The organism is Burkholderia sp. AU45274 (assembly GCF_030482505.1).
Lineage (GTDB): Bacteria > Pseudomonadota > Gammaproteobacteria > Burkholderiales > Burkholderiaceae > Burkholderia.
In genome coordinates, this window is sequence record NZ_JAUJQE010000001.1 from 111,281 (window position 1) to 134,450 (window position 23,170).

At 66.8% G+C, this 23,170-nt stretch carries 21 protein-coding genes; 8 read left to right on the forward strand and 13 right to left on the reverse strand.

Translation table 11 applies throughout. The features are described 5' to 3' along the window. Positions 1 to 245: 245 nt before the first annotated feature. Both QZM35_RS00545 and QZM35_RS00550 read left to right on the forward strand, forming a co-directional pair. The gene (locus tag QZM35_RS00545; protein WP_301775190.1) at positions 246 to 1,091 is read left to right on the forward strand and encodes a restriction endonuclease; all 846 of its coding nucleotides are present in this window, start codon (positions 246 to 248) and stop codon (positions 1,089 to 1,091) included. Between the two features lie 67 nt (positions 1,092 to 1,158). Continuing rightward, positions 1,159 to 1,437 (forward strand): hypothetical protein, encoded by a 279-nt coding sequence (locus QZM35_RS00550; protein ID WP_174959106.1) that lies wholly within the window; start codon positions 1,159 to 1,161, stop codon positions 1,435 to 1,437. Positions 1,438 to 1,648: 211 nt separating this feature from the next. Here QZM35_RS00550 and glmS read toward each other — a convergent pair whose 3' ends face one another. After that, positions 1,649 to 3,478, reverse strand: coding sequence for a glutamine--fructose-6-phosphate transaminase (isomerizing) (gene glmS, locus QZM35_RS00555; RefSeq protein WP_301775191.1), 1,830 nt, complete (start codon positions 3,476 to 3,478; stop codon positions 1,649 to 1,651). Positions 3,479 to 3,634: 156 nt separating this feature from the next. Between glmS and QZM35_RS00560 the strand changes: the two genes are divergently transcribed. Then, on the forward strand, positions 3,635 to 4,126 hold the full coding sequence (locus QZM35_RS00560) for an Lrp/AsnC family transcriptional regulator (protein ID WP_301775192.1): 492 nt from the start codon (positions 3,635 to 3,637) through the stop codon (positions 4,124 to 4,126). A gap of 59 nt (positions 4,127 to 4,185) precedes the next feature. On the opposite strand, the gene panB is transcribed toward QZM35_RS00560, so the two are convergent. Continuing rightward, on the reverse strand, positions 4,186 to 5,043 hold the full coding sequence (gene panB, locus QZM35_RS00565) for a 3-methyl-2-oxobutanoate hydroxymethyltransferase (RefSeq protein ID WP_301775193.1): 858 nt from the start codon (positions 5,041 to 5,043) through the stop codon (positions 4,186 to 4,188). Positions 5,044 to 5,120: 77 nt separating this feature from the next. On the opposite strand from panB, the gene QZM35_RS00570 reads away from it, so the two are divergent. Continuing rightward, entirely contained in the window at positions 5,121 to 5,939 is an 819-nt protein-coding gene (locus tag QZM35_RS00570; RefSeq protein ID WP_069250717.1) for a helix-turn-helix domain-containing protein, read from the forward strand. A 19-nt stretch (positions 5,940 to 5,958) separates the two neighbouring features. On the opposite strand, the gene QZM35_RS00575 is transcribed toward QZM35_RS00570, so the two are convergent. Both QZM35_RS00575 and QZM35_RS00580 read right to left on the reverse strand, forming a co-directional pair. Then, on the reverse strand, positions 5,959 to 6,492 hold the full coding sequence (locus tag QZM35_RS00575) for a methylated-DNA--[protein]-cysteine S-methyltransferase (RefSeq protein ID WP_089432112.1): 534 nt from the start codon (positions 6,490 to 6,492) through the stop codon (positions 5,959 to 5,961). Next, positions 6,489 to 7,967 carry a bifunctional transcriptional activator/DNA repair enzyme AdaA gene (locus QZM35_RS00580; RefSeq protein ID WP_301775194.1) on the reverse strand — a complete coding sequence of 493 codons (1,479 nt, stop codon included), beginning with the start codon at positions 7,965 to 7,967 and terminating at the stop codon, positions 6,489 to 6,491. Before QZM35_RS00580 ends, QZM35_RS00575 begins: the two co-directional genes overlap by 4 nt. 322 nt (positions 7,968 to 8,289) lie before the next feature. On the opposite strand from QZM35_RS00580, the gene QZM35_RS00585 reads away from it, so the two are divergent. After that, positions 8,290 to 9,582, forward strand: coding sequence for an MFS transporter (locus QZM35_RS00585; protein ID WP_069252842.1), 1,293 nt, complete (start codon positions 8,290 to 8,292; stop codon positions 9,580 to 9,582). A gap of 78 nt (positions 9,583 to 9,660) precedes the next feature. Here QZM35_RS00585 and QZM35_RS00590 read toward each other — a convergent pair whose 3' ends face one another. After that, positions 9,661 to 10,764, reverse strand: coding sequence for a LacI family DNA-binding transcriptional regulator (locus tag QZM35_RS00590; RefSeq protein ID WP_089428366.1), 1,104 nt, complete (start codon positions 10,762 to 10,764; stop codon positions 9,661 to 9,663). Between the two features lie 82 nt (positions 10,765 to 10,846). Here QZM35_RS00590 and QZM35_RS00595 point away from each other — a divergent pair, with 82 nt between their 5' ends. Further along, positions 10,847 to 11,680 carry an NAD(P)-dependent oxidoreductase gene (locus tag QZM35_RS00595; RefSeq protein WP_089428365.1) on the forward strand — a complete coding sequence of 278 codons (834 nt, stop codon included), beginning with the start codon at positions 10,847 to 10,849 and terminating at the stop codon, positions 11,678 to 11,680. A gap of 203 nt (positions 11,681 to 11,883) precedes the next feature. Further along, a complete protein-coding gene (locus QZM35_RS00600; protein WP_089428364.1) occupies positions 11,884 to 12,609 on the forward strand; it encodes a tetratricopeptide repeat protein in 726 nt (241 codons plus the stop codon). Between the two features lie 63 nt (positions 12,610 to 12,672). On the opposite strand, the gene QZM35_RS00605 is transcribed toward QZM35_RS00600, so the two are convergent. From QZM35_RS00605 to QZM35_RS00615, 3 genes are all read right to left on the reverse strand, one after another. Beyond that, positions 12,673 to 12,993, reverse strand: coding sequence for a DUF1330 domain-containing protein (locus QZM35_RS00605; RefSeq protein ID WP_089429181.1), 321 nt, complete (start codon positions 12,991 to 12,993; stop codon positions 12,673 to 12,675). A gap of 223 nt (positions 12,994 to 13,216) precedes the next feature. Next, the gene (locus tag QZM35_RS00610) at positions 13,217 to 13,915 is read right to left on the reverse strand and encodes a hypothetical protein (protein WP_089428363.1); all 699 of its coding nucleotides are present in this window, start codon (positions 13,913 to 13,915) and stop codon (positions 13,217 to 13,219) included. Between the two features lie 104 nt (positions 13,916 to 14,019). Further along, a complete protein-coding gene (locus QZM35_RS00615) occupies positions 14,020 to 14,490 on the reverse strand; it encodes a MerR family transcriptional regulator (RefSeq protein ID WP_089429180.1) in 471 nt (156 codons plus the stop codon). Positions 14,491 to 14,567: 77 nt separating this feature from the next. Here QZM35_RS00615 and QZM35_RS00620 point away from each other — a divergent pair, with 77 nt between their 5' ends. Further along, positions 14,568 to 15,812 (forward strand): NADH:flavin oxidoreductase/NADH oxidase family protein, encoded by a 1,245-nt coding sequence (locus QZM35_RS00620; protein ID WP_089428362.1) that lies wholly within the window; start codon positions 14,568 to 14,570, stop codon positions 15,810 to 15,812. A 171-nt stretch (positions 15,813 to 15,983) separates the two neighbouring features. On the opposite strand, the gene QZM35_RS00625 is transcribed toward QZM35_RS00620, so the two are convergent. The 5 genes from QZM35_RS00625 to QZM35_RS00645 form a co-directional block, all read right to left on the reverse strand. Further along, entirely contained in the window at positions 15,984 to 18,101 is a 2,118-nt protein-coding gene (locus QZM35_RS00625; protein ID WP_089428361.1) for a TonB-dependent siderophore receptor, read from the reverse strand. A 53-nt stretch (positions 18,102 to 18,154) separates the two neighbouring features. Next, complete coding sequence (locus QZM35_RS00630; protein ID WP_301775195.1) at positions 18,155 to 20,269, reverse strand: TonB-dependent receptor; 2,115 nt, start codon at positions 20,267 to 20,269, stop codon at positions 18,155 to 18,157. Positions 20,270 to 20,442: 173 nt separating this feature from the next. Next, positions 20,443 to 20,886: a DUF2946 domain-containing protein gene (locus QZM35_RS00635; RefSeq protein WP_144025237.1), complete on the reverse strand. Its 444-nt coding sequence runs from the start codon at positions 20,884 to 20,886 to the stop codon at positions 20,443 to 20,445. Beyond that, positions 20,864 to 22,327 carry a PepSY domain-containing protein gene (locus tag QZM35_RS00640; protein WP_089428359.1) on the reverse strand — a complete coding sequence of 488 codons (1,464 nt, stop codon included), beginning with the start codon at positions 22,325 to 22,327 and terminating at the stop codon, positions 20,864 to 20,866. The genes QZM35_RS00635 and QZM35_RS00640 overlap by 23 nt, the downstream gene beginning before the upstream one ends. A 242-nt stretch (positions 22,328 to 22,569) precedes the next feature. Then, positions 22,570 to 23,055 (reverse strand): hypothetical protein, encoded by a 486-nt coding sequence (locus QZM35_RS00645; RefSeq protein WP_301775801.1) that lies wholly within the window; start codon positions 23,053 to 23,055, stop codon positions 22,570 to 22,572. Positions 23,056 to 23,170: the final 115 nt, after the last annotated feature.

A 23,170-nucleotide genomic window follows, 5' to 3' on the forward strand; every position in this document is an offset into this window, starting at 1 on the left:
CGATACGACTTCCGTTTTCTCGACGACGCGCGCGGGCCGATACACATCGTTGAACCTATCGTAGGCAAAGCCGAACATGTCGCGATTCCCGGCTCGTATTCGGGCATACTTTCTTCGTTTCCCAAGATTGGACTCGATGAGAGCGGCGGCCTGCGGTGTAGGCGAAAAAGTGACGCCGGCAAGACTACCCGACATGCAGGGACCTTATGCAACGGATGAAGACGCCGAATATTCGAACCTTCGACATGAAACTCGTCGATGACCTGTTCGAAATGAATGGCGGGTATGTACTCGATTTCTCCGACCGAACCATGGGCATCTTCTTCCTGGAAGAGCTCAATATCGACATTGACGACCCCGCCTACCTTGATAACGGCACCTCCAAAGCGAAGCGGTTGAGGTGCTTTCTGAACAAGGTCGACTTGGCCACAGCCATTACGACGCTCAAGGCGCTGTGGAAATATCGTGAATCCGTTCGGCAGGCGCAGGGTCGGGATGACTGGGTCATCAATGCTGAAGGGCAGTTCCTATCCCTGGTTAACCGTCTCGAAGGCAGGCCCGAGGGTACCGCTGGTGCGAACCAGCCGCCCAAGCCGGCGCTCGATGGCCGCCGGATTCTGGCACTCAAGACCAAGCTTCTCGAGTTGTCAGCACTGCCTCCGCATCCGCGCGGCTACGCGTTTGAAGCGTGGCTCAAGGAAGCGTTCGACTGCTTCGGCCTCGAAGCGCGGGAGCCTTTTCGCCATCGCGGCGAACAGATTGACGGCAGCTTTGTGTTGCAAGGCGAGACTTATCTTGTCGAGGCGAAGTGGCAGTCCGAGCAGACTGGCGCGGCCGATTTGCACGCGTTCCACGGAAAAGTGGACCAGAAGGCAGCCTGGGCTCGAGGCCTGTTCGTGAGCAACAGTGGATTCACTGCTGACGGTCTGGCTGCGTTTGGTCGAGGCAAGCGCGTCATCTGCATGGATGGCCTCGACCTTTTTGATGCGCTAGACAGGCAGATTCCCTTGAACCATGTGCTCGAACGGAAGGTTCGACGTGCCGCAGAATCGGGGCTTCCCTTCGAACGCGTTCGGGACCTTTTTACCTGAGCGCAACCAGGAATGAGCTGCATGACGCCCGTGCGTTTGCGGACGACTAGCTGAGCGGAGTCATTGAATGGAAATCATCGTTGAGACGTATGTGCCCTCTGGCGAACCCTCGTCGGCGGGCTTGCGCGCGAGGCCGCTTCCTGGGCAGGGGGTAGACCCAAAGCTCAAAGTCGCGTGCAGTCGGTCCATGCGGCGACAATATCCAGCTGGCTCGTTGTTCCGGCTTACGGTGAAACTGACTGACCGCGAAGGCACACAATTTCTGTACGCTCACCATGCGGCGCCGTTCGAGCATGTGAGCCGCGAAGAAGCAAATCGATTCATATCGACCATGTTCGGCGCCTGACAAGTTGAAGCAACTGCGAAAGGATTCATTCTCGTGCAGCTTTGTCGGAATTTCCGTTCGAAAGCAGGCAATTAGGTCGCACAGGATTAGAAGTGTTTTTGATGTAAAAACAACGGCTTGGCGACAAAAATTGCCCTCGAATCGGTGAGAAGCGTTTACGTGTAAATGCTTCTAATCCGGATTGCCACTTAGGCCCCGGATAGGTCCACCCTCACTCCACCGTCACCGACTTCGCCAGATTCCTTGGCTTATCGATATCCGTCCCTCTTGCCAGCGCAGCGTGATACGCGAGCAGTTGCATCGGCACCGTATGCAGGATCGGCGAAAGCGGCCCGTAGTATTCGTTCAGCCGAATCACCTCGATCCCTTCGCTCGGCACCAACCCACAGTCCACATCCGCGAACACAAAAAGCCGTCCATTCCGCGCACTGACCTCATGCATGTTCGAGCGTAGCTTCTCAAGCAGCATATCGTTCGGCGCCACCGCAATCACCGGCATTTCGTTACTCACCAACGCCAGCGGCCCATGCTTAAGCTCCCCCGCCGGATAAGCCTCCGCATGAATATACGAAATCTCCTTCATCTTCAGCGCGCCTTCGAGCGCGATCGGATAATGCATCCCGCGCCCGAGAAACAGCATGTTGTCGCGTCGTGCGAGCAGTTCCGACCAGGCCATGATCTGCGGCTCGAGCGCGAGCACTTTCGACATCGCATCCGGCAGATGCCTAAGCGCACGCAGATGCTCCTTCTCGTCGTCGTCGCTTAACCGCCCACGCACCTGCGCAAGCGACAACGTCAGCAGAAACAACGCAACGAGCTGCGTCGAGAAAGCCTTCGTCGAAGCCACCCCGATCTCGATCCCTGCGCGCGTGACAAACTGCAGCGCACATTCCCGCATCAACGCGCTCGTGGCGACATTGCAGATCGCGAGCGTATGCATCATCCCGCTGCGCTTCGCGACATGCACCGCCCCGAGCACATCAGCCGTCTCACCACTCTGCGACACCGCGACAACGAGCGTGCGCGGATTCGGCACACTGTCGCGATACCGAAACTCGCTGGCAATTTCCACGCTGGCCGGCAGCTTCGCGATGCTCTCGATCCAGTACTTCGCCGTGAGCGCCGCGTGATAACTACCGCCACACGCGAGCAACAACACCGAATCGACGTCATTGAAAACCCGCCAAGCACCATCACCAAACAACTCCGGCATGATCGACGACACATCGAGCAACGTATCGGCCACCGCCTGCGGTTGCTCGAAGATTTCCTTCTGCATGTAGTAGCGATACGACCCGAGGTCGGCCGCACCGCTATGCGCGGCGACCCGCTGCACCGCGCGCTCGACACGCTGGCCGGCCGCATCGACGATCCAGTAGCGATGCAGCTGGATATCGGCAACATCACCGTTCTCGAGGTAAGCGATGCGATCGGTAATCCCTGACAGCGCAATCGCATCCGACGCCAGAAAATTCTCCCCTTCACCGACACCCACGACGAGCGGCATGCCATCACGAGCACCGACAATCCGGTGCGGCTCGTCGCGGCACATCACCGCGATCGCATAGCTGCCGCGCAGTCGCGCAACCGCGCGCCGCACTGCATCGAACAGGTCGCCGTCATAAAGATGATCGATCAGGTGCGCGATTGCCTCGCTGTCGGTCTGGCTCGCGAACACGTAGCCATGCGCCTGCAGTTCCGCGCGCAGTTGATCGCAGTTCTCGATGATCCCGTTATGCGACAGCGCGATGCGCGCATTGGCGTCGCTCGGCGAGAAGTGTGGATGCGCGTTGAGCGTGACGGGCGCGCCGTGCGTGGCCCAGCGCGTATGCGCGATGCCGGTGTAGCCGGACAGCGCATGCTCGGCGATCTCGCGCTGCAGGTTGGCCACACGATCGACGCTGCGGGCGCGCGCCAGCGCCCGGTCGCGGTACACCACGACGCCGCACGAATCGTAGCCGCGGTATTCGAGCCGCTTCAGGCCGTCGACCAGGTTCGGCAGGATGTCCCGCTGGGCGACCGCCCCGACAATTCCACACATATCGCGCTCCGTAAATGTCCTGTCTGGATCAGTGACAGCGATGGTAGGGCGAGCCAAATGGAATTAAATTTCAAAATACAATAGAAAATGAAATGAATGGCAGATCGTTTATCATGTTGAAATTAAATTTCACGCCCTGACCGGAAGGAGCCGCCAATGGCCGGCATCACCCTCGACGATCTCGACCTGCGCATCCTCGCGATCCTGCAGGACGACGCGTCGGTGTCGAACCTGCAACTGGCCGAGCGGGCGCTGTCGTCGCCGCCCACCTGCATGCGCCGTGTGCGCCGGCTGACGGAAGCCGGCGTGATCCGTCGGCAGGTCGCGGTGCTCGACCCGGCGGCGATCGGCACGGCCGTCACCGCGTTGATCGAGATCAGCCTCGACCGGCAGACGGCCGAAGACTACGACGCGTTCGAAACGTACGTGTGCGCGGAGCCGGCCGTCACGCAGTGCTATCGCGTGTCGCCGGGGCCGGATTTCGTGGTGGTGGCCGATCTGGCCGACGTCGCCGAATACGACGAATTCGCGCGGCGGCTGTTCACCGGCGCATCGAACGTCCGCAACGTGCGGACGTTCTTCTCGACGCATCGCGCGAAGTTCGAAGCGAACGCTCGGGTCATGCACGCGATGCGCAAGCGCGCATGAGGTGATCGCACCATCATTCGCCATGCGTTCACGAATGCCTGCGCGACGTCATCACGTCATCACGCAGCCGCATCATCCGCGCCCACCAGTTGCAGCGGCTTGCCATATCCAAAGCAATGCGCGGGTTCCGGAAACACACGCTGCCGCACGTCGTGCGCGTACTGACGAATCGCCTCGCGCATCACCGCATTCGCATCGGCATAACGCTTCACGAAGCGCGGCGTGTATGCATCGAACGCGCCGATCATGTCCTCGGTCACGAGCACCTGCCCGTCGCATGCGGGCGATGCGCCGATGCCGATCGTCGGGATCGTCAGCGTTTCGGTGATATGGCGCGCAAGCGCTTCGGCCGTCCCTTCGACGACGACGCTGAACGCGCCGGCCCGTTCCGCCGAACATGCGGCATCGAACACCTGCGCGGCCGAGCGCGGGTCCATCCCCTGCGCGCGGAAGCCGCCCGTCGCGTTGGCCTGTTGCGGCATGAGGCCGACGTGCGCCATCACCGGAATGCCGCGCTCGGTCAGGAAGCGGATCGTGTCGGCCATCTCGCTGCCGCCTTCGAGCTTCACGCCCTGCGCGCCGGTTTCGGCGAGCAGGCGCGCGGCGGAGCGATACGCTTGCGCGGGCGATTCCTGGTACGTCGAGAACGGCAGGTCGACGACGACGCATGCCTGCGCGGCGCCGCGCACGACGGCCGCACCGTGTGCAATCATCATGTCGAGCGTGACGCGCAGCGTATCGGGCATCCCGTACAGCACCATGCCGACTGAGTCGCCGACGATGATCACGTCGGCCACCTCGTCGACGAGCTTCGCCATCGGCGCGGAATACGCGGTCAGCGACACGAGGCTGCCGATGCCCTTGGTCGAACGGATCGCGGTGACGGTCTTGCGGGTGGTGCGGGTATGAGCGCTCATGAGCGGAAGCCGTGTGAAAGAAGAGCCGCCACGGTAGCATCGCGCTCGTTCGTGCAATGACCTTCGGAGGACGTCTTATGGTGCTGGCGGGACAATCGGGTGACCCTTACGCGGTGCCGCCGATGGCGCGCCTGCCGAGGCCGCTGTATGTGCGTGCGTTCGGGATTCCCGGCAACGTGAGCATCGACGCGCACAGTCATCCGTGGGCGCAGCTGATGTATGCGACGAGCGGCGTGCTCGAGGTATCGACGCCGTCGGGCCGGCACCTGCTGCCGCCGCACTATGCGATGTGGATTCCGCCGCACGTGCCGCATGCGGTGTCGACGCGCGATTGCGTCGCGTTCCACAGCCTGTATCTCGATGCGGCGATCGCGCGCGACGACGTGCACGACGATTGCGCGATCCTCTGCATGACGCCGCTGCTGCGCGAGCTGGTGCTCGCCACGGCCGAATTGCCGGTGAACTACGACGAGACGGGGCCGGACGGTGCGCTCGTCTGCCTGATCGCGGACCGGATCGCACGCATGCGGCAGGCGCCGCTGACGGTGCCGCTGCCGCGCGATCCGCGTCTGCTGAAAATCGCGCGGGCGTTGCATGCGGATCCGGGCGATACGCGCAATCTCGACGAATGGGGGCATCAGGTCGGTGCGACGCGACGCACGCTGTCGCGCCTCTTCCGGCAGGACACGGGGCTGTCGTTTACCGAATGGCGGCAGGCGGTGCGGCTGCTGGCGTCGCTGCCGCTGCTCGATGCGGGCGAGCCGATCGGCGCGGTGGCCGCGCAACTGGGCTACGACTCGACGTCGTCGTTCATCGCGCTGTTCCAGGCGAAATTTCAGGTGACGCCCGGCGCGTATGCGAAGCGTGAAGCGCGCCGGCCCGTGTTGAACGCGTGACGCGGCCGCTCACTTCCTCTCAGAACGCGAGCGCCTGCTGCACCGGATGGTGGGCGCCGCGCTCGAACCCCGCGCCTTCGAGCGACAGCAGTGCGCGCTTGCGATCGATGCCGCCCGCATAACCGGTCAGGCTGCCCGACGCGCCAACCACGCGATGGCACGGCACCATGATCGACACCGGGTTCCGGCCGACCGCACCGCCCACGGCGCGCGCGCCGCTCATCGGCAACCCGACGCGCTCGGTGATGTCGCCGTACGTCACGAGTTCGCCGAACGGAATCGCGAGCAGTTCCTTCCATACCCGTCGTTGAAACGCGGTGCCTCGCAGGTGAATCGGCACCGAGAACGTTTCGCGCATGCCGGTGAAGTACTCGGCGACTTCTTCCGCGACCTTGCGCGCAAGCGGCGACATCGCGAGCGCGTCTGCCTCGGTCACGATCGCAACCGGCGGGAAGTATTTCTGGCCGACGAAGTAGAGGCCCGTCAGCGCATCGTCCTCGATGCGCACGGCGATGTCGCCCAGCGGGCTCGGAATCAGGTGAGCGGGAGTCATCGCGACACATCTCCATGAAGGCGCCACACGTGCAGTGCGGCATACGCGCGCCACGGCGCCCAGCGCGCCGCATGCGGCGCGGATGATGGCACACGGGCGCGTTCGCTGCGCGCGGGCAGCCACGCATCGTCGGCCGGGAACGCATTCGGCCAGGCCATCGCGCGCATCGCGACGTACTGCACCGCGTGCTCGTCGAAGCCGGGCAGCGCGCGCAGTGCGTCAAGCGTCGTGTCGAGCGGCGCCATCGGTTCGAGTGAGAGCGTGCCGTCGTGGACGGCGCGGGCGAGCGACACGATCGCCCGTGCGGGTTCGCGCGCGATGCCGATCGTGTCGAGCGCGGAAGGCGGCAGGGCGGCCAGCGTCGCGGCGGAGGGCAGCGCGTGCGTGAGGCCCGGCGGCGCGCCTTTGATCGATGTGCCGAAACGTTCGGCGAGGCGCGCCAGCACGGGTGTGCTTTCATGCGTCGCCGCAAGCCGTTCGCCCGCAATCGCACGGATTGCAATCTCGACGCCGTCGAACGCGCCGGGGACACGCAGGCCCGGCGAGCCGATCGCGAGTTCGCCGAGATGCGCGTCGATCACGTCGGGGCGGCTGTCGAGATCGAACAGCCGGCGCACACGCGCGAGCACGGCCGGTACGACCGGCGTCAACGAGGGCGATACGGTGACGGCCAGCGCGAAGCGCTGCGGCACGTGCGCGACGGACAGCCAGCCGGCAATACGCCCGCTACCGCCGTTGCCGTTCGGGTTCGGCAATTCAACGACACGCGCATAACCCTGCGCATCGATCCGCTCGACGCCGTCGATCTGCCGCTGCGCGAGAAAGCGCATCAGGTCGTCCCACGCGAACGGCGGGCGATACGGCAGCGGGAACGTCATGTCGCCATCGGCCGACGCGCGGGCTCCTTTGCGCAGCCGGAGTGGATTGAGGCCGTACCGCTGCAGGAACAGGTCGTTGAAGCGCCGCACGCTGCCGAACCCGGCCGTGGACGCGACGACGGCCACCGGCAGCGCGGTATCGGTCAGCAACCGCTTGGCCATCAGCAACCTGTGCGTCTGCGCGAACTCGACCGGCGACACGCCGAACTGCGCGCCGAAGATCCGGCGCAGGTGGCGTTCGGTCACGCCGACACGCCGTGCGAGCGCATCGACGGAATGCGCGTTCAGGAAACCGTCCTCGATCAGCGTGGCGGCCGCGTCGGCGAGCGTGCCGGACAGGTCGAGCAGTCCGTGGCCGGGCGCGAGCTCGGGGCGGCAGCGCATGCAGGGTCGGAAGCCGGCTTTCTCGGCGGCCGCGGCGCTCGGGGAGTAGCTGCAGTTCTGCGCTTTCGGCGGCTTCACCGGGCAGACGGGGCGGCAATACACGCCCGTCGTCGCGACGCAGACGAAGAACCAGCCGTCGAAGCGGCGGTTCCGCGAAAGCAGGGCGTCATAGCAGGTGTCGGGATCGAGGCGCATGAGACGACTGTAAACCATCCCGCCCGCCGATTCTGGCTGGAATCGGACATGTGTCTCGGCGGCCGCCCTCGCGCACGCCGGTCGGGAAAATCGGGGAAAAACGGTTAATGCCATGTAGTGAAACAGTCGTCTCTTTTGCGGTTGACTAATTTGAGATGACTCATCGAAATCCCCGACTGACAGGGCAGGGGCGCACGTCCTATTCTTTGAAAAACGTTTTCCAGATTGATCGACGGAATCGGCCGTGCGCGACAGGCGCGCCGCCGTCCGCCCCGGCGCCGGTCGCCGGTCAACGAATATCGTGCGGCGCGACGGGCGCGGCCGCGCATCGGAGACATTCATGCAATCTGCCGTCGTCGGTGCCGTGCGCGCAGCCGCCAGCCGCTACCGCTGGACCGTCTGTGCGCTGCTGTTTTTCGCGACCGTCATCAACTACATGGATCGGCAGATCCTCGGCCTGCTCGCGCCGATGCTCCAGCACGACATCGGCTGGAGCCAGGTGCAGTACGGCCGCATCGTGATGGCGTTTTCCGCGTTCTATGCGCTAGGCCTGCTCGGCTTCGGGCGCATCGTCGACCGGCTCGGCACGCGCATCTCGTATGCGCTGGCGATGCTGGTGTGGAGCATCGCCGCGATGCTGCACGCGGCGGTCGGCTCGGTGATGGGCTTCGCGTTCGTGCGCGCGCTGCTCGGCATCGGCGAGGGCGGCAACTTCCCGGCCGCGATCAAGACCACGGCCGAATGGTTCCCGCGCCGCGAACGCGCGCTCGCCACCGGCATCTTCAACTCGGGTGCGAACATCGGCGCGGTGTTCGCACCGGCGATCATCCCGGCGATCGCGGTGGCCTACGGCTGGCGCGCGGCGTTCGTGATCGTCGGCGCGATCGGCATCGTGTGGCTCGCGGTGTGGCTCGTGCTCTATCGCCAGGCCGATACGCGCGCGCTCGCCGCCGAATACGACGAGCCGCGCGACGAAGCGGAAGCGCTCGACGCGGCGAACGCGAATGCCGGCGCGCCGCGCTGGGGCGAACTGATCCGCAAGCGCGAGACGTGGGCGTTCCTGATCGGCAAGTTCCTGACCGACCCGGTGTGGTGGTTCTACCTGTTCTGGCTGCCGAAGTGGCTCAACGAATCGCGCGGGATGGACATGCAGCACATCGGCCTGCCGCTCGTCTGCATCTATGCGCTGACGACGGTCGGCAGCATCGGCGGCGGCTGGCTGTCGTCGATGCTGCTGCGCGCGGGCTGGAGCGTGAACGGCGCGCGCAAGACGGCGATGCTGATCTGCGCATGCTGCGTGCTGCCGATCGCGTTCGTGTCGCAGGTGCAGAGCCTGTGGGCCGCGGTGCTGATCGTCGGCCTCGCCGCCGCCGCGCACCAGGGCTGGTCGGCGAACCTGTTCACGACGGCGTCCGACCTGTTCCCGCGCCGCGCGGTGGCATCGGTGGTCGGCATCGGCGGGATGGCCGGTTCGATCGGCGGCGTGCTGTTCTCGGAAGTGATCGGCCAGGTGCTGCAGCGCACGGGCCACTACTGGGTGCTGTTCGCGATCGGCGCGTCGGCCTACCTGATCGCGTTGGGCGTGATGCACATGCTCACGCCGAAGATGAAGCCTGCGCAGCTCGACGCGTAATCGCGTGACCGCTTGTCCGCAAACGAACGCGCCGCCCTTGGGCGGCGCGTTTTCTTTTGCAGGCGCGAAACAGGAAACTCAGCCGACCGCGGCCGTCGACGCGCGCATGATCAGCCGCGGCTCGAACGTCGAATAGCTCGCATCGGTGCGGCCCGCGAGCGCGTCGATCAGCTTCTGCATCGCGAGCTCGCCCATGTTCTCGCTCTGGATGTCGACGGTGGTCAGCGCGGGCGCCGCGTATTCGCCGTACGGCACGTTGTCGATGCCCGCGACCGACACGTCCTGCGGCAGCCGGAAGCCGAGCGACGTGGCCTCCTTCATGAAGCCGAGCGCGATCAGGTCGTTGTAGCAGATCACGGCCTGCGGGCGCTGCGGCCCGAGCATCACGCGCGAACACGCACGCTCGCCGGCTTCGGCGGTCGGCGCATGCGCATCGTGCACGTCGAGCGTGAGCCCGGCTTCCGCGAGACAGTCGCGCGCGCCCTGGATCCGTTCGTCGTTCACGCGTGCGGTGCCGAAGCCGAGATACGCGATGCGCGTATGGCCGAGATTGAGCAGGTGGCGAGCAAGCATGTAGGTCGACAGCCGGTTGTCGATGCCGACGCTCGGAATCGGCAGACCGGGGCTGCGACGCAGCAGTACGAGCGGCTTGTTGAGATCGAGCATCCAGCCGGCTTCGTTATCCGGCATCCGCGTGCTGACGATCAGCCCGTCGACGCGCTGCGCGAGCGCCTCGATCAGCGAGCGTTCGCGTGCCTGGCTCTCCTCGGTATCGACGAGCAGCAGCGTGTAGTCGTGCTGCAGCGCGACGCGGTTCGCGCCTTTCACCACGTTCGTGAAGTGCGGGTTGCTGATGTCGAGGATCACGAGGCCGATCGTGCGCGTGCGGCCGGTGATCATCGAGCGCGCGAGCGGGTTCGAACGGTAGCCGAGCCGCTCGATCGCCTCCTTGAGCCGGGCCTCGACGGTCGGCGAGAAGCGCTGCGTGCCGTTCACGTACTTCGAGACCGTCGCGACCGACACGCCGGCTTCCGCCGCCACGTCGCGGATCGTCGGGGAAACTTTTTTCATTCGAAGGGTAACGTTTTCGTTCCGTAAGGCCGGATTGTGGCAGAAAAAGGGCACGCGCGGCCACGCGCCGATATCGGGAAAGTGCGGATGGCTGCCACCGGGGTCGACCATTGACGTTCGGCGGTGCGCCCGCGTATAGTTGGAAAACGTTTTCCGATTCAGTCAGATTTCAGGTCAGATGCAAGGAGATTCAATGAACGCCTCATCCACCGGCGCGCGCAAACCGTTCGGGCGCCTGCTGCTGACAGGCGCGGCCGGCAACCTCGGCCGCCAGTTGCGCGGCGCGCTCGCCGACTGGGCCGACGTCGTGCGCGTCAGCGACATCGCGACGCTCGGCGACGCGGCCGCGCATGAAGAAACCCGCGTCGTCGACCTGGCCGACCGGGCCGCGGTGATGCAGCTCGTCGACGGCGTGGACGCGATCGTCCACCTCGGCGGCATTTCGGTCGATGCGCCGTTCGACGATCTCGTCGGCGCGAACATCACCGGCACGTACAACCTGTACGAAGCCGCGCGCAAGCACGGCGTGAAGCGCGTCGTATTCGCGAGCTCGAACCATGCGATCGGCTTCCATCCGGTCACGGAAGTGCTCGACGCCGATTCGCCGCTGCGCCCCGACAGCCTGTACGGCGTGACGAAGTGCTTCGGCGAATCGCTGTCGCGCTACTACTTCGACCGCTTCGGGATCGAGACCGTGTGCCTGCGGATCGGCTCATCGTTCGAAGTGCCAAAGAATCCGCGCATGCTCGTGACGTTCCTCAGCTACCGCGATTTCATCGAGCTGGTGCGCTGCTCGCTGCTGACGAACCGCGTCGGGCACGCGATCGTGTACGGCGCGTCGGACAACCCGGTGAAGTGGTGGGACAACACGAAGGCCGGTTTCCTCGGCTTCCGTCCGCGTGACAGCTCCGAGCAATTCGCCGGGCTGTTCCCGGTGACGGCGCCGACCGCCGACTACGATGATCCCGCGCAGCGGTTCCAGGGCGGCGGGTTCGTCGTCGGCGAGCCGATGGAGCGCAAGGGGTAGCCGGCACGGTGGGGCGAGGGCCGCTTCATTGACGACGGATTTGCGATTGCGGTAAAAGGAAAGCCATCCGGTGCGACAGGTTCCGCCATGCGGGGCCGCAGAACGACGATACGCACCGGACGGCTGCATGCGAAGCGCGACACGTGGGGGCACGATGTCGTGCTTCGCCGCAATCCGATCGAATAATCACAATATCGAGAGCAATGAAAAAAACCCTATTGGCGCTGTGCGCCGCGCTGGCCGTTGCGCCGGCATTTGCCGACCTGAAGGACGGCTTGGCCGCCTACGAGAAGAAGGACTACCAGACCGCCATCCCCGAGCTGACGACCGCGGCGAACGCGGGTAACGCCGAAGCAGCCGCGTTGCTTGGCAAGTACTACCGCTACCCGGGCAGGGACGACGAGCAGGCGGTGAAGTGGAGCTTCATCGCCGCCCAGCATGGCGACGTGAAGATGCAGTACGACATGGCCGTACGGATCGACGATATCGCGTGGCGGCTGTTCCGTCGTGAAGAGGATCCGGCCAAGCGCTATTTCCGCGTGGCCGCGGATTGCTTCCAGCTGGCAGCCGACCGTGGCTACGCGCCCGCGCAGAGCGCGCTCGGCTTGATGTACGACATGGGGTTGAAGCTGCCCGCGGACCTCGACAAAGCCACTGCGCTGTATCGTTCGGCCGCGCGCCAGGGCGATCCGCTGGGGCTCGAAAGCATGGGGACGCTCTATCAGAAAGGCCGTGGCGTGAAGCAGAACCAGCTGACCGCGTACACGTTCTACCTCGCGGCGCTGAAATCCGCAAAGGGCAGCCGCAAGGTCGAGTTCTCCGAGGTATCGGCCGCCGAGCTCGACGGCGTGCTGTCGGCGCGCGATCGGGAGAAAGCGAAGGCGACGGTCGACGCGTGGGAGCCGGGGCAGCCGCTCGAAGGGATGTAACGCCGCCGTCGGCGCGTGGCGGCCCAACAGCCCGATTGGCGACCGGCGGCGCGTAATGCTTCGTCAGCGCAGGATGTCGGTCGCCTTGTGCCGCGCGTCGACGCCGTCGATCAGGATCAGCGGGCCGCTCGCGTGCCGCGCGCGCAGCGGCTGGATCTGCCGGTACGCATCCGATTCGTACCACGCGCGCGCCGTGTCCAGATCGGGAAACGCGATCGCGATCAGGTCGCCGCGCCACACGCCTTCACGTACCTCCGGCCGCGCGCCGTGAATCACGAAATGACCGCTGAAAGGCGCGAGCGTGCCGTCGATGCGTTCGAGATATTCGACGATGTCGTCGCCCATCTCGACGTCGTGCAGGTGGGCGATGGCGTAGGCGGTCATGGCGGGCTCCTTGATGTGATGCGCTTCGTGCGTCGATGGAGCCATCATCGTGGCGCGGGCGGCGCGCGTCGATTACCTGCGACGTAAGCAAATCTGCGCGGCGAAGGGGGCAGGCGCGTGCCGGCAGACACACTGCGCGTGCGGCGCGGCAGCGTCCGTGCATACCGCTTATCCGCACGCATCGTCAGTCGCGGCACGGCAGCACGGCGGCGCTGCGTCACCGTCAACGCGTCTTGCTGCAAGCCGGATCGCTACCTCGCCGCTCGGCCGAATCACACCAGTAACCCGGCCGCCACGCTTCGAACGTGACCGCTTTCGCCGCATTGGCGCGCGTGACGCGCACCGGGTCGGCCTTCAGCGCATCGCCGTTCGGATCGTCGTTGAAGCGCCAGTTCCGGAACACCTCGCGATGGAACACCCACGTGCGATGCGCGTTGTCGTAGCGAAACGTGACACGGTCGCGCCAGTGGTCATGGCCCGCGAATACGCCCTGTTCGACCGTGAAGGTGCGCGGTTCGACCGTGAGCGCGTTCTCGGCGACGCCATCCAGATACGGGTCGCCCATTCCGCCTTCGTCGGCTTTCATGATCACGGCGTCGTTGCGCGCCGCGAGCCGGTAGTGCCCGTCCTTGCCCGGCAGGAAGATCATCAGCGGACGCGGCGACGCCTTGCGCATCGAGTCGTCGGGCTGATGCGCGACGACGACATAGCCGACATGGGGGCTGTCGGTCAGTCGCCCTGACGCGGCGTCCATCGCTTCGTAGCCGGCGGGCAGCTGCGCGACGATCTCGTCCGGAAGGTCGGGGGCGGCGGGGCAGGCGAACGATGCAGGCGTATCGGCGCACGTCCTGGCGCAAGCGTTGCCGATGCCGAACGTCAGCAGTGCGGCGACGAGGAATCCTGTGGTGCGGGGGAGCGTCATGCGGATCGGGTCGTGAAGTCGCGCCGGGGAAGCCGGCGCACGCGCGTCGACTCGTCTCGCCGCCGCGGAGGTTGATTGTTTGTCAGGTGACGCAGCGTAACCAGTCATGCGCGCTTGCGTGTCGGCCGCGGGACCGGCGCGGACACCGGTGCCGACGCCGGCGCTTCTTCGGCCTGCGCGCACAGGCGGTCGAGCATCCGTTGCGCGGTTTCCGTGCAATCCTCGCCCTCCGGCTTGTTCTCAATCTCGTCGATCAACACCTCCAGATGTTGCCGGTTCTGCGCGAGACGCTGTTCGAGCAGCACGATTTCGTCGACCTTGTGCCGCAGCGCGACCAGCAGCTCGTCGCGCGGCCACGCGCCGAGATCGGGCGGCAACACCGCGCGGATCTCGTCGAGCGCAAAACCCGCGCGCTGCGCGCGGTCGATGATCGCGAGCCGCGTCAACGCTTCCGACCCGTATTCCCGATAGCCGTTGGCCTGCCGACGGGCCGGTTCGAGCAGCCCGCTCGCTTCGTAGAAGCGGATGCGGGACGCCGCGAGGCCGCTCGCCTTCGCCAGTTCGCCGATTTTCATGCTGCGCTCCAAAAGGGCTTGACCTTAAAGTTGACTTTAAAGTTATCGTTGGGCATCGTCAATTGAGGGTGCCCTCCATGAACCTGTTTACACCGCTGACACTGCCCAACGGGGCGGTGATTCCGAACCGTCTGGCCAAGGCCGCGATGGAAGAGAACATGGCCGATGCGAACCACGCACCGTCCGACGCGTTGCTGCGCCTGTACCAGGCGTGGGCCGATGGCCAGGTCGGCCTGATCCTGACCGGCAACGTGATGGTGGACGGCCGCGCGATGACGGGGCCGAACGGCGTCGTGCTCGAGAGCGATGCGCATCTCGACCGCTTCCGCCGCTGGGCGCAGGTGGCGCGCTCGGGCGGCGGGCAGGTCTGGATGCAGATCAATCACCCGGGGCGCCAGATGCAGGCGGCGCTCGGCCAGACGACGCTCGCGCCGTCGGCCGTGCCGCTCGCGCTCGGTGCGCTGTCGAAGCAGTTCCCGGTGCCGAAGGAGATGACGCCGGCCGATATCGCCGACGTGCAGCAGCGCTTCGTGCGCGCCGCGCAACTCGCGGAGCAGAGCGGCTTCACCGGTGTGGAGATTCACGCGGCGCACGGCTATCTGCTGAGCCAGTTCCTGTCGCCGCTGACGAACCGCCGGCAGGACCCGTGGGGCGGCAGCATCGAGAATCGCGCACGCCTGCTGCTCGACATCGTGCGGGACGTGCGCGCGACGGTGTCGCCGCAATTCGCGGTCGCGGTCAAGCTGAACTCGGCGGATTTCCAGCGCGGCGGCTTCAGCGCGGACGACGCGAAGCGCGTGGTCGAACTGCTGAATCCGCTCGGCGTCGATCTCGTCGAACTGTCGGGCGGCAGCTATGAAGTGCCGGCGATGCAGGGTGAGGCACGCGACGGGCGCACGCTGGCCCGCGAAGCGTATTTCCTCGAGTTCGCGCGCGACATCACGGCGGTTGCGCGGATGCCGCTGATGGTCACGGGCGGCATCCGGCGTCGCGTGGTGGCCGAGCAGGTGGTCGACAGCGGCGTGGCGATGGTCGGCATCGCGACCGCGCTGTCGATTGAGCCGAACCTGCCGCGCGACTGGCGGGCCGGCAAGGACAGCGCGCCGGTGCTGGAACCGATCCGCTGGAAGAACAAGGCGCTGGGCGCGCTGGCCAACATGGCGGTCGTCAAGTTCCAGCTCACGCGGCTGAGCGTTGGCCGGCGCACGCACCCGCAGGTGTCGCCGCTGCGCGCGCTGGTCGGGCAGCAACTGGCCGCGCAGTGCCAGACGCGGCGCTACCGGAAGTGGATGGCGGGGCGCGCGGCGGGCACGCGTGCGTGACGCGCGGTCATGCGGCCCGGCGAGGGGTTCGTCGGGCCGCCGCTGTGCGCCGATCCAGGGCGTTCATGCGGTTGCGTGAGTGGCCGCGCCTTCGCGGTGAGGTCGCGATGCATGCCCCCGCCGCAGGGCATGCACACCGGCGGCGGGTGTGGCGCACCGCATCGCGCCGCATCAGAACCGGTAGTTCGCCACCACTTCGAGCCGCCGGTCGTTGCCGAGCAGGTATTGCGTCTCGTTGTAGTACGCGGACTGCACGAAGCGCCGGTTGAACACGTTGTACGCGCGCGCGGTGATCGTCGTGTCCTTGCGCGGCTTCCACGCGAGGCCGAGGTCGACGGTGGTGTACGACGGCATCACGAGCTGGTTCGCGGTGTCGGCGAAACGCTTGCCGACGTACTTGACGCCCGCGATGCCCGTCCAGTCCGGCGCGAAGCGCCAGCTCACCCACAGGTTCGCGAGCCGCTGCGGCACCGACACCGGCACGTTGCCCGCGCGCGACACCGTCGTGCCGCCGGACGTCTGCTGGAAGTCGTCGTATTTCGCGCGCAGGATCGACACGTTCGCGTCGACGCGCCAGTCCTTCGCGATCTCCGCGCCGACCGTCGCCTCGAGCCCGCGCGACGACTGCTGGCCGATCTGGATCGACTGGTTCGGGTTCAGCGGATCGGCCGTCAGCAGATTGCTCTTGACGATCCGGTACGCGGCCAGCGTCCATTCCGCCTTGCCGCCGAGGAACGACTGCTTCACGCCGATCTCGATCTGCCGGCCGGTCGCGAGCGTGAAGTTCGCCTTCGACGCATTCAGCGACAGCAGCGAGCTGATCGGATCGGCCGCGACCGAATACTGGCCGTACACGGCGAGGCCGGGCTGCACGTCGTACACGGTGCCGATGCGCCAGCCCGTGTTCGCGAACACCTTCGTGAACGCGCCGCCGTTCACGAGATCGTCGCGGTTCACGCTTGCGTGGTCGTAGCGCAGCCCGCCGATCACCGACCAGCGCGGCGTGATCTCCAGCCGGTTCTCGGCGAACAGCGCGTACTGGTTCGCCTGGCTGCGGTACTTCGGGTAGGTGCCGGCCGTGTTGATGAAGCTGCCCGGATCGAAGTTGAACGGATCGACCGTCGACGTGCCCGAATACGGCGAGTTGTTGTCGTGCTGGAACGTCGTGTGATTGAACTCGAAGCCCGCCGAGAACGTGTTGCGCATGCCGAGCAGCGCGGTGGTGACGGTGGCCGCCGTCACGTTGCCGTACTGCTCCTGGTCGTGGAAGATTTCCGTGAAGCTGCTGCGCCGCACTTGCGCGGTTGACGGCAGGTACGTGTAGTACTCGGCGTCCTTCCAGTGACGGTTGCTCTTCATCCGGTAGAGCGTGCTGGTCACGTTCAGGCTGTCGCTCGGCTGCCAGTTCGCCGCTACCGTCGCCCAGCTGTCGCGGAACGCGATGTCGCTGTCGCCGACGTTGTAGTTCTTCTTGTCGAGCGCGCGATCGCGCGCGCCGTTCACGAGCGGCACGCCGAAATACTGCATCGGATGCTGGAAGCCTTGCGCATACGACGCCGTCACGTACAGGTCGGCGCTCACGTCGTAGCGCAGCGCGCCGGAGATCGACAGGTTGCGCGAATTGCCGCGGTCGACCCAGTTCGACGAACGGTTGCCGCTGATGTCGAAGCGATACGACAGCTTGTCGTTGATCGCGCCGCCGCTGCCGAACGCGACCCGCGCCGTGCCCTCGGTGCCGCCGCCGACCTGCAGCTCGTTCCGGATCGCGCCGCGCGTCGGCTTCTTCGGCACGATGTTGACGACCCCGCCGATCGCGCCTTCGCCGTAGATCACCGACGCCGGGCCGCGCAGCACGTCGATATGGTCGACCGACCACGTGTCGAACGGAAACGTGATGCCGATCGCGCCGTACGGGCGCACGCCGTCATAGAGCTGCGTGACCGACGACGCGCCGACGAAGCCGCGCGCGCCGAGCTCCGAGCCGCCGTTGCCGGGATGCGGCGATGCGCTGATGCCGGCGGCGCGGCTCACCGCGTCGACGATCGCGCTGTCGCCGCGCGTGTCGAGCGTCTTGCGATCGATCTGCTCGACGCTCGCGGGCGTTTCGAGCGAAGTCAGGCCGAGACGGCTGCCGGTGTCGAGCGGCTGCGTGAGCGGTGTCGCCTTCTGGGCGCTGACGCGAATCGGTGCGAGCGTGGCGCCGGCGCTCGCGGCATCGCTCTCCTGGGCTTGCCCGGCGGGCGAGAAGGCCGCGAGCAAGGCGGCGGGCAGCATCAATCTGAACTTCATGTTTCGAGATCCTTTGAATCTGTTCAATGCGGTGTTTCTTGTCAGGCCGGGCATCAGAACGCGTACCGCATGCCGGCGAACACGCTGCGACCTTCGCCCGGATAGAAGATCGCGGTGTTCGCGGTGCGCGCATCGGCGACCGTGCTGATGTCGCTCACATAGCGCTTGTTGGTCAGGTTGCGCGCGTCGACGAACAGCGAGAGGCCGTTGCGGAAGTCGTATCCGGCCTGCAGCCCGAGCAGCGTGTAGCTCGGCACGCGCAACGTGTTCGCATCGTCGGCCCACGCGCCCGACGGCACCCAGTCGAGCGTCGCCGCGATATGGAAGCCGCTCGGCCGCGCGTAGCCCAGCGTCGCGCGCAGCACGTTCAGCGGCACGCCGGCGATCCGGTTGTTGCCGTACTGCGGGTCGTTCTTGAAGCGGAAGTCGTTCAGGTTCCAGATGCCCGACAGCGTGACCTTGTCGCCCGCGCCGCGCCCGGTGACGTTGCGCAGCAGCTCGACCGACGCGCCGGCCTCGATCCCTTGCAGCACCGTCTTGTTCGCATTGAACGTCGACGCCGGCACATCCGGGTTCGTCGTGTACTGCAGCAGCTGGTCGCGCACGAGCGAGCGATAGGCGGTCACGTCCCAGCTCACGCGCTCGCGCGAGCCGCGCGTGCCGAACTCGATCGTCCACGCGTGCTGCGCCGCGAGCGGCGTGAAGCGCGTCGTGTTCGAGAAGGTCTGCGTGAGGTCGGTGAAGTCGGGCACGTCCTGGCTGCGCGTGATGTCGACGTAGGCCTGGGTGTGCGCATCCGGCTGCCACAGCAGCCCGAGCTTCGGATTGACACCGCTGTAGCTCGCGTTCGTCGACTTGTAGTTCGGGGCGCGCGGCAGCCCGCCGTTGTCGATGTACTCGCGCACCGAGTGCAGCACCTTCACGCCCGTCATCAGCGCGACGGTCGGCACGAAGAACAGCCGGTTCTCGACGTACGCCTCGTAGTTGAAGGCCGTCTGCGTCGAATCGAGTGTCTGCGCGCCCTTGTTGCCGTTGACGTTCACGTACTGGTTCGTCTGCGTGCGGCCGCCGAAGAAGCGCGCGCCGACGATCAGGTCGTTGCGCATTCCGCCGAGCGTCAGGTGGCCCGTGTAGCGCGGCGCGAAGCCGTAGGTCCAGCCGTCCTGGTCGAGCGCCTGGAAGATCGGGTGATAGAGGCTCTTGTGGATCGCCCACGTGTCGAACTGCAGCTCGCCCGAATCGAGCTTCACCGTCGTGCGGTTCGCGATCCGCTCGGTGCGCGTGTTGCGCGCCTGGTCGCCCGATATCGCGTTCGGCGCGGCCCTGGTCGGATTGTTCAGCGCGTCGGACAGCGACAGCGTGCCGGGCAGCAACTGATCGACGACGTACACGCCGACGTAGAAGCGCGTCTCGACCGTCGGGCTGAACCGGTAGCCGACGTTCGCGTTGAACTGCTCGTATTGCCCCTTCGAATGATCGCGGTAGCCGTCCGCGTGGTTGACGCTGAAGTTCGCGAGGAAGTCGAGCGGGCCGAGCACGCGCGAGACCTGCGCGCTGGTGCGCACCGTGCCGTAGCTGCCGCCTTCCACGCGCAGGATGTTCGGCGCGTCGGCGGTGTGGGCGGTCGGCGTGATGAAATCGATCGCGCCGCCGAGTGTCGACGCACCATACGCGAGGCCGTTGCCGCCCTTGTAGACCTGCACCGCCTGCAGTGCGAGCGGATCGATCTGGTAGTAGTCGCCGCTGCCGTCCGCGAGGTTGGTCGGGATGCCGTCCTGCAGGATCTCGAGGCCGCGCGTGTGGTACGAACGGGCGATTCCCGAGCCGCGAATCGACAGCCGCAGTTCCTGGCCGTAGCGGTTCTCGACGAACACGCCGGGCACGTCCTTCAGCACGTCGCGCAGCGTGAACGCGTAGGTGTTCCGGTAGCTGTCGGCATCGACGAAGCCCACCGAGCCGACCGTCTGCTCGAGCGTGCGCTTCAGCTTGCCGGTCGATTGCGATGTCAGCGAGTCCATCTCGCGGGGTGCGTTGACGTGGATCGCGGGCAGCGTCGATGCGGCCGGTGCATCGGTGGGCGCGTCGGCGCCTTGCGCGCAGGCGGCCGACGCGAAGAGCACGGAGATCGCGCCGGACAGCGCGACGGCGATACGGGTCGAGGTAAACATGTCGTTGTACGTATGGTTAGGGTGACGATGATGAGTCGGACACGATGCGCGCCATGCGCGGCGCCGGCCGCCGCGCGTGGTCACGCGCGCGGGTTCGGCATCGGGCGCCGGCAGGGCGGGCAGGCGAAGCGGACGGCGCCGCGCGGTGTGCGGCGGCGCGGTCGCGAGGTGCGTCAGGCGCGGGCGGAAGGCGGCCCGCGCGCGGCGAGCGCGTAGCGCTTCGACGGGTAGCGGGCAGAGGGGATCAGCGGCGCGGGCGGCGCATGCCGCACGGCCGGGGAGGCGGAGAGCAACACCGCGGACTGCAGCGGCGGATGGCCGGCGAGCAGGCCGCAATAGCCGCAGCGGTCGAAATGCCTGTCCGATGGAGAATCGGACGACGAATCGGGCGACGCCTGCGATTGCGCGTGCGCCACGAGCGTGTTGCCGGTTGCCGAGCAGATCGGCGCGGCCGGCAGGCCGTCATCGGGTGCGGCAGCGCGCAGTTGCGAGATCAGCGGCGCGACGAGCGCGAGCACGAGCGCGAACAGCCCGAGCCACGCGGTGGCCCGGGCGTGTCGCGTCGGCGCGCCGCGTATGCCGGCGCGCGATGAATCAGGCCGCTGCGCGTGCCGCACGGCCGAACAGCAGACGGTCGATCAACCAGACCGCGACGATCGTCGCGCCCATCAGCGGGAAGACGATGCCGAGCAGCACGAGCCCCGCGATCCAGCCGCGCATCGGCGGCGCGCCGCGTTCGCGCGACGGCGCCCCCAACTTGCGAGCCGGGCGGCGCTTCCACCACATCACGGTGCCCGTGACGGCCATCGCGGCCAGCCCGAGCGACAGCACCGCGCAGACGATCTGGTTCGCGAGCCCGAAGTAGCGGCCCATGTGCAGCGACGTGCCGTACGACACGGCGCGCGACACCGCGCCGTAGTCGTCATAGCCGATGTCTTTCAGCACGGCCCCGCTGTACTGGTCGAGGTAGATCGTCCGTTCGGCTTTCGGGTCGTCCGGGAAGTACGACGCGGTGAACACGCCGTCCGCGCCGGACGGCAGCGCGAGCGTATAGCCGCTCGTCACGCCGAGGCCCGCGACGATCGCGATTGCGCGGGCCAGCGGCAGCGGGGCCGGCGTCGGCGCCGACGGCGAATGCGGGACGGGCACGTTGCCGACCGCCCACGGCGTTTGCGGCAACGGCAGGTCGTCCATCACCATCCCCGGCATCGACTCGCCGGATTCGTGGTGATGGCCGGACGGTACATCTGCGTGGGCAGGTGCGGGCGCCGCGGCGGCACCCGGGCGCGTCGAGCGAACCGCTCCGCCACCCCATGCGCCTTCCGGCGCACCGAGGTTCACGGTCGCGGCCAGCGCCTTGAAGTTCTTGCCCCACGAGCCCGACCACGGCAGCCCCGTCAGGATGAATGCGATCGTGCCGGCCGCGAGCCAGATGCCGGCCGTCGCGTGAATGTTCTTCCACAGCGGCCGGCCGCGCAGCGACAGGTCGGGGCGCAGTGCCTGCCCGACGCGCGCCGCGCCGCGCGGCCACCACAGCGCGATGCCGGTGCCGATCATCACGAAGGTCCAGCACGCGGCGAGCTCCATCAGCAACTCGCCCGTCTTGCCGAGCAGCAGCTTGCGATGCAGCATCCGGTCGATCTGCATGAAGCGGTTCTCGACGCTCAGCGTGCCGAGCACGCTGCCGTCGTACGGGTTCACGTACACGCTCTCGCGGCTGCCGTCGCGCAGCCGGAACACGTATTCGGCGCTGCGGTCCGGCGCGGTCGAGACCTGCACGGACACCGGCGTCGCGCCGGCCGGCATCGCGGTGCGCGCGCTCGCGAGCAACGTGTCGGCATCGAGCCGCGGCGTGGCGCGCGGCTCGACGACGAGCCGGTGCGGATACAGCAGCGGCTCGATCTGCGGCTGGAAGCAATAGAGCGTGCCGGTGATCGCGAGGATCACCAGGAACGGCATGACGAACAGGCCGGCATAGAAGTGCCAGCGCCAGAGCGTCCGGTAGCCGGCGTGGGCGGATTGGGCGGGCGAGATCGCCCGTTCGACGGTGGTCGACATGGTGTCAGCTCCTCGGGTTCGTTGAGCGGCCGCGCCGGCACGGGCCGGCGGACGTCAACGCGCGTTGCGCCCGCCTGCCGGCATCGACGGAACGGGCGGCGCGGCGCCATGCGCGGAAGCGGCGCAGGACGGCGTCGCCCGCGCGAGGCGGGCAGGCGGGTGAACGGTTGAATCAGGTCGTGTGAGACGAACGGCATGCAGGCGCGCGCACGTCGTCGTGCGCGAGCCGCGGGGCGGAACCGTCAGCAGGACAGCGGAGGGGCGCGGGAGGGTGGGCGATCGTCGAGGATCGATCGCACGACGGGAATACGGTCGACGTGAATCCGGAAGCGCCGTGGCGCGGCGGCGGGAAACAGCAGCACCAGCAGCACGAATGACGCCAGCGCGGTGAACAGCGCGGCGCCGAATGCGCACAGGCCGTCGCCGCTGCCGGACGAGGTCGCATTGTCGGCATGGCCGTCATGCTTGAGCGCATCGGCGAGCGCGAGCGCGTCGTTGGCCGGTGTGATCGGCGCGCCGGCATCGAAACGGGCCGCCAGCGCGGCTACGTTGACGATCAGCGGGCCGCGGCCCGAACACAGCACCACCGAGCCCGCATCCGGACCGTCCGGATCGAGCATCACGGCGCCCGACATAAGCGCGCGGGACAGCAGCGTCACGAGGAGGACCCCCCACAGAAGCTGTCGCGCGACGCCTTGCCGGAGCAGGAAGCGGCGAAGTGCGTTCATGGCGCGCGATTGTACCTCCGTTTGCGGGGCGGGGCCGTCCGCCACGCTGATGCACGGCATCAGCCCGGCGGGGTGCCGGAAGCGGATGGCGTGCCCACGGGGGCTATTCGGAACC

Excerpts from the sequence above, each read along its gene's own strand:
- QZM35_RS00575 (WP_089432112.1), bottom strand. The coding sequence starts at position 6,492 with ATGACTCCCGCTCACCTGATTCCGAGCCCGCTGGGCGACATCGCCGTG.
- QZM35_RS00590 (WP_089428366.1), bottom strand. The coding sequence starts at position 10,764 with ATGGTCGACCCCGGTGGCAGCCATCCGCACTTTCCCGATATCGGCGCG.
- QZM35_RS00570 (WP_069250717.1), top strand. The coding sequence starts at position 5,121 with ATGGTGCTGGCGGGACAATCGGGTGACCCTTACGCGGTGCCGCCGATG.
- QZM35_RS00630 (WP_301775195.1), bottom strand. The coding sequence starts at position 20,269 with ATGTTTACCTCGACCCGTATCGCCGTCGCGCTGTCCGGCGCGATCTCC.
- QZM35_RS00580 (WP_301775194.1), bottom strand. The coding sequence starts at position 7,967 with ATGGTTTACAGTCGTCTCATGCGCCTCGATCCCGACACCTGCTATGAC.
- QZM35_RS00550 (WP_174959106.1), top strand. The coding sequence starts at position 1,159 with ATGGAAATCATCGTTGAGACGTATGTGCCCTCTGGCGAACCCTCGTCG.
- glmS (WP_301775191.1), bottom strand. The coding sequence starts at position 3,478 with ATGTGTGGAATTGTCGGGGCGGTCGCCCAGCGGGACATCCTGCCGAAC.
- panB (WP_301775193.1), bottom strand. The coding sequence starts at position 5,043 with ATGAGCGCTCATACCCGCACCACCCGCAAGACCGTCACCGCGATCCGT.
- QZM35_RS00605 (WP_089429181.1), bottom strand. The coding sequence starts at position 12,993 with ATGACCGCCTACGCCATCGCCCACCTGCACGACGTCGAGATGGGCGAC.
- QZM35_RS00645 (WP_301775801.1), bottom strand. The coding sequence starts at position 23,055 with ATGAACGCACTTCGCCGCTTCCTGCTCCGGCAAGGCGTCGCGCGACAG.
- QZM35_RS00585 (WP_069252842.1), top strand. The coding sequence starts at position 8,290 with ATGCAATCTGCCGTCGTCGGTGCCGTGCGCGCAGCCGCCAGCCGCTAC.
- QZM35_RS00600 (WP_089428364.1), top strand. The coding sequence starts at position 11,884 with ATGAAAAAAACCCTATTGGCGCTGTGCGCCGCGCTGGCCGTTGCGCCG.
- QZM35_RS00545 (WP_301775190.1), top strand. The coding sequence starts at position 246 with ATGAAACTCGTCGATGACCTGTTCGAAATGAATGGCGGGTATGTACTC.
- QZM35_RS00625 (WP_089428361.1), bottom strand. The coding sequence starts at position 18,101 with ATGAAGTTCAGATTGATGCTGCCCGCCGCCTTGCTCGCGGCCTTCTCG.
- QZM35_RS00640 (WP_089428359.1), bottom strand. The coding sequence starts at position 22,327 with ATGTCGACCACCGTCGAACGGGCGATCTCGCCCGCCCAATCCGCCCAC.
- QZM35_RS00620 (WP_089428362.1), top strand. The coding sequence starts at position 14,568 with ATGAACCTGTTTACACCGCTGACACTGCCCAACGGGGCGGTGATTCCG.
- QZM35_RS00595 (WP_089428365.1), top strand. The coding sequence starts at position 10,847 with ATGAACGCCTCATCCACCGGCGCGCGCAAACCGTTCGGGCGCCTGCTG.
- QZM35_RS00560 (WP_301775192.1), top strand. The coding sequence starts at position 3,635 with ATGGCCGGCATCACCCTCGACGATCTCGACCTGCGCATCCTCGCGATC.
- QZM35_RS00615 (WP_089429180.1), bottom strand. The coding sequence starts at position 14,490 with ATGAAAATCGGCGAACTGGCGAAGGCGAGCGGCCTCGCGGCGTCCCGC.
- QZM35_RS00610 (WP_089428363.1), bottom strand. The coding sequence starts at position 13,915 with ATGACGCTCCCCCGCACCACAGGATTCCTCGTCGCCGCACTGCTGACG.